Here is a 4,897-nt window from a genome sequence, read left to right on the forward strand (position 1 = left end):
CACCCGCGCCAATGATCACCTCACCGTCGGTGTGAATCAGCACATCAAGATCGGCACCGGCCAGTTCATCGACGCCGGCCAGGAAATCCACCTCAGCAGCGGCATGAAAGTGGTGATGGAAGCAGGCGCAGAGCTGACCCTGATCGGCGGTGGCAGCTTTATCAAGATTGATGCTGGTGGTGTGACGATGAGCGGGCCGGTGATCAATATGAACTCCGGGGGTAGTCCGGGGAGCGGCACGGGCGCCGCCCCGCTGATGCCCGGCGTGCTGAAACAAGCCGACGCCGACAAGGCCGGCCAGGTTGTAAAACCTTCATTGGGTTCATTCAAGGCACAGTCAAAAGCAGGTGTGTTGCTGCCGACGCCATCGTGTCATCTGGATGCAACAGGTTGCTGCCCAATTCACCAACCAGGTGGGTCTGCATGATCGTTTCCATCGAATCACCCTTCAAGCAGCCTGCAACAACGGGTGTGATGTGCCTGATCCTGGATCGAAGCTTTGATCCGGACCTGCTGAGCCACTTGTATCAGGGTGAAGAGCAATCTCGACCCAGTTGCATACCACTGTTCACAGGAACGCCTTATGCAGATCTTCAGCCTGCTGGCCCCTATGCAGTCCTGTGCCCAGACAGAGGTGCAGCCGCGGACTTCATCGGTGCTCTGCTGGAACGCGCGGATGCTGGATGTGTCGCGTGGCTGAGCAACCCGGAGTCTCTGGATCATGGCGTCGAACACTGGCGCAGCCTATTGACGGTTCGTACCGATGATGAGCCGCAACAGATGATGCGTTTCTTTGATCCGCGCTGGCTGGAACCCTTGCTGCTGAGCATCGACGAAGCCGAAAGAAGGCAATTTCTCGGCCCGTTCAACGGCTTGGCTTGGCGAAACGAAATCGGCTGGCGATATTACGCCAAAGCGCCGCACGGTCCGGAAACAGTTGTCCAGCAACCGGCATGGCTGTATTTAAGCCCGCAACGTCAGACGCTCATCGAGCAGGGTCGGTTGAAAGTCATCGCCACCCGTTTTGCCGACGATTACCGCGACGCGCTGCCGCCGGAGGACGCCGTTGATTTCGTCCACCGACAACTGCTGGCAGGTCAGGATATGGGCTACGCGCAAATGGCCGATCAGGAACGCTGGCTACGTTTGGCCATTATGCGTGGCGACACCTTCTGGGCACGCTCGCCCGACGCAGAACTGCTAGCCCGAGACGATATTGCACTGGGCGACAAGCTGACCCAACTGGAAAGTCTGTAATCACAAGGACGACGAGCAATGAGCAACACTTACACCGTTAAGAGCGGCGACACTCTTGGCAGCATTGCCGCCGCCAACAAATGCTCCGTGGCTGATCTACGGGCCCTGAATCCGATCATTACCGACCCCAACCACATCAAGACCGGTTGGGCGTTGAAGTTGCCTGCGGCCAAGAGCCTGCCACCGCCCAAGCACGCCGATAACCAGAGCACAACGGCCGTCAAAGGTGCCGTCGAGTGCAAGGACGAACTGGTCGATATCATCCATATCACTGGTGAAAAGCACTTCTACATACTGACGGAAAAAGAGTCAAATGCGCTCAAACAGCAAAGCGACATCGTCAAAAGGCTTATGGACGAATTGCACCAGAATCTGGCCAAGGCGACCGAGGTAAGCCAATGCGCAAAGATCAAAGACCCCAAGGCCGGCTGCTCCTGTACGCGCTGCGTGAAAGATGTATGGAACGCCAAGGCTGAAGAAGCCGGCCTGCTGCAGCGCTCCCCTCCCGTGGTGGCAAAACCGAAAACCGTCATCGAGCGCAAGGAAGATCTGCAGGGCCAACTGGCGACCGTGCAAAAGGCCCGCGATTGGTATAACCGTTACACGCCCCAGCCGGCCTTTGAAGGCAACTATCTGGAAACCAACTGGGAAGGCTTGCGAGACAAAAAAGTCGCCGAGCTAAATGCGGAGATTCAATCTCTGCGTACCCGGATAGCTGCGCAAGGCAAGGCCGAAGCCGGCGACAGCTCCACCAGTGCCAACAGTGCCGCACCGGACGTCAAGCATGGCAAGGGACAGGAGAAGGGCAAGCAGGTAAAGATCGGCATTACCACAGTCGAATACATTTCCTTCCGCGACCCGACCCGACGTCACTACATTTCGTCACTCTCTCGAGAGCAGTTCGCCTGGAGCGTCAAGGTTCCTACTGAAGTGATGCAAGGCAAGCCGTTCGATAAAAATCTTGCCAAAACGCTGATCAAGGATATCCGGACGGCTGTTTCCGATGGCCGCAAAACCAGCCCGCTCGGAAGTCTGGAAGCCAAGCTCACCTCATGGACAAGCAAGGAAGACAACCTACTCAATGCGCTGCACAAAGAGTGTTCTTGGACGTCCAACGAAGCGGACTCGGCCATTTATGCAGTCTCCGCTGAAGCTCACGCCTTCCGTTTTGCAGCAACAGCCAGCGCCGGGATCAACAGTTGGGAGCCAGGGAAGGGCAATATCGAGGTCGGCGTCAAAGGCAGCGCAGCGATCTCATTGGCGGAAGGCTCCGTAGCGATGAAGGGCTACTTTCCCGACCAGGGTGGATACGTGGTTCAAATGCCGTACCGTAATGCCGAAGGCAAGGAAGTCGTCAGCAATATCGGCATCTTCCGTCTCGAAGGTAAAGTGGAGTTGTCATGCTTCGTTGGCGCCACCGCGCAAGGTCAGGCAGGCGTCAAAGCACAGTACAAACCGAAAGAGGCTGAAGCGTCTGGTGCCACCGCATTGCTCAGCACGCCTGACATTGCTGTCGACAAAAAACGCGGTGGCAGCCTTGGCCTTAAAGGTAATGCCTTTGCCGGCGTGCAAGGCGGCGGCACTGTTACCGGCACGTTAAAGTGGCTTGATTCAACTAAACAAGGGGTCGGAAAAATCGTCGCAGGACAGGCAAACGACAGCGGCAGTACGGATTGGTCGAGCCTGGTCGAAATCAAGGCAGAGGGAAATGCGGCGCTGGGTATTGGAGCGGGTTTTGATTTTGGAATTGAAATTACCGATAACCGTTTGGCAATAAACTGCAAAGCCAGCTTGGTTTTCGGGCCTGGTGCAGGTGGTGGTTTTGGTACAACGATTGATATCGAGAAGATCGGTGATTTGATCTATGTGTTCTGCAATGCTCTATCGAAAGCCGACTTTCATTACCAGCTAGCTGTAACTGAAGACGCATTCAAATATATGGCGCGAGGCCTTTTTCAGATTATGAGCCAGCCCGGAGATACCATAGGTAAAGCATTTACGGACAATGCCAACGACATGAGGCTCTGGTGGAAAAAGCGGATCGCAACTAAGCAAGAAGCTCAGAATATCGCTGCTTACCTACTAAAAAACAAAACTATCAAGGTGAATAGCAAAAGTATCCCTATCAGCCTTTTACCTCCAGAAACAGTCGGGCCGACAATCTACCTTCTGACTGAAAGCTTTGTAGAGAGCTGGGCAGAAGAGCAAGAAAAAGCCGTAGTACTTTTACTTTCTCACATTCGCACTTGGCGACATTTCATTCATGTATTAGAGCACTGTTCCAGCGACGGAAAGAAAGTTGACGCAATGCATAGCCTGAATCGCATCAACGCTCTGCTCGACGGGCATGAACAATTGCAATTCAACAAATTTACTAAATCACTTGCAGTCAACAATGATACAGCACCTGAAAAAACAGCACTGATTGCTTGGCAACCAGGTCAGACATGGAGAAAAGAAAAGACATTACTGGCAGCCCAGAGAAGTGGGCTATTTGACAGGATAGCTTAAAAATGAAGGCGCTGAAGACGCCTTCATCTTGAACTATTAAAGCGGCTTGCCGGACTGAATTGCACACCTAAAACTTGTGTCGCTTGAATGATATTTTTGCACTAACTCTTCTGGCCAGCGACGGACGAGGGGGGCTGCGGATAAAGGGGCTTCCAACGTTGTAGACCCTCTTCTGACCTTTTTTTGGCCAGTTACCGGACCTTGGGGATTTTCTATGGGAGAAATTTTGTAATAGTCTTCCGAGTACCAGTCATTTACCCAATCAGTAGAATTACCAGCCATTCCATATAACCCCAAAGGATTTGGTGCAAAGCGATTCACTGGAAAATTCCCCTCTTCATTTTCAAAAGGGAAATTCTTACCGAAATCAAGACTTCCGGTATCGGTAGGAAACAGGATGTGCTGGCCACGATTGCGGGCCGCGAATTCCCACTGCGCCTCTGTCGGCAAGTCCACTTCGTAACCGCTTAAAGATCCAATCCACGTGCAATAATCTTTTGCCTCCTGCCAGCTTTGAGTTGGCGCTGGAAGATTAGACAAGTAAAGCTCTTTTAGATCTTCACGTTTTCGATCTTCTTCATCATAAAGAGGTTTACCGTTAGCCACGAAAAAAAGGTCGAAATCTGCCAACGTAGCCTGATACTTTGAGAGATAGTAACTGCTCAACTTCACCGGATGAACAAAATCATCATTCCCTTTGCTACTAATATTACAGAGTTGCTCCGGCTCCTGCCCACAAGGCCAGGTACAAACATCTTTTTCATCGTACTCACAAATCCAGCCAAAGTCGCCCATATCAAACTGACCACCTTCGACAAACACCATATTGTCGATCGACTGAACAACTGTCTGGAGCACCTTGTCACGCAACTCGCCCGATATATCTGGATATTTCTCCTTGACCGTGGCCGCAATGGACGCGACCTTCTCCGGCGACAGGTTTTTACTGCTTGGCAAAGCGCCAGATTCGGCTTCACAACCGACCAGCAGTGTCATAAAAGGAAGGGCAAGCACGAACTGACGAAACACGAGCAATATCCTTATAAGATGCGTCAAATGTTAAACCTTACCATCCCACGCCAAGACTACAAAACACTCCATCATTCACCGCAGCGACTTCCAGCTGGCT

Annotated in this window: 3 protein-coding genes and 1 pseudogene; 3 read left to right on the forward strand and 1 reads right to left on the reverse strand. The window is 52.5% G+C overall.

What is annotated here, in order from left to right; all coding sequences use genetic code 11:
- The 3 genes and pseudogenes from QZR14_RS27825 to QZR14_RS27835 all read left to right on the forward strand — a co-directional run.
- A pseudogene (locus QZR14_RS27825) lies at window positions 1-427 on the forward strand (type VI secretion system tip protein VgrG); the annotation flags it as partial.
- Window positions 424-1,257, forward strand: a complete 834-nt coding sequence (locus QZR14_RS27830) for a DUF4123 domain-containing protein (protein WP_311998300.1) — start codon at window positions 424-426, stop codon at window positions 1,255-1,257. The pseudogene QZR14_RS27825 and the gene QZR14_RS27830, both read left to right, overlap by 4 nt.
- A gap of 18 nt (window positions 1,258-1,275) precedes the next feature.
- Window positions 1,276-3,768 (forward strand): LysM peptidoglycan-binding domain-containing protein, encoded by a 2,493-nt coding sequence (locus QZR14_RS27835; RefSeq protein ID WP_311998301.1) that lies wholly within the window; start codon window positions 1,276-1,278, stop codon window positions 3,766-3,768.
- Between the two features lie 36 nt (window positions 3,769-3,804).
- On the opposite strand, the gene QZR14_RS27840 is transcribed toward QZR14_RS27835, so the two are convergent.
- Window positions 3,805-4,797, reverse strand: coding sequence for a formylglycine-generating enzyme family protein (locus tag QZR14_RS27840; RefSeq protein WP_311998302.1), 993 nt, complete (start codon window positions 4,795-4,797; stop codon window positions 3,805-3,807).
- Between the last annotated feature and the right edge of the window lie 100 nt (window positions 4,798-4,897).

The organism is Pseudomonas sp. rhizo66 (genome assembly GCF_031931925.1).
Lineage (GTDB): Bacteria > Pseudomonadota > Gammaproteobacteria > Pseudomonadales > Pseudomonadaceae > Aquipseudomonas.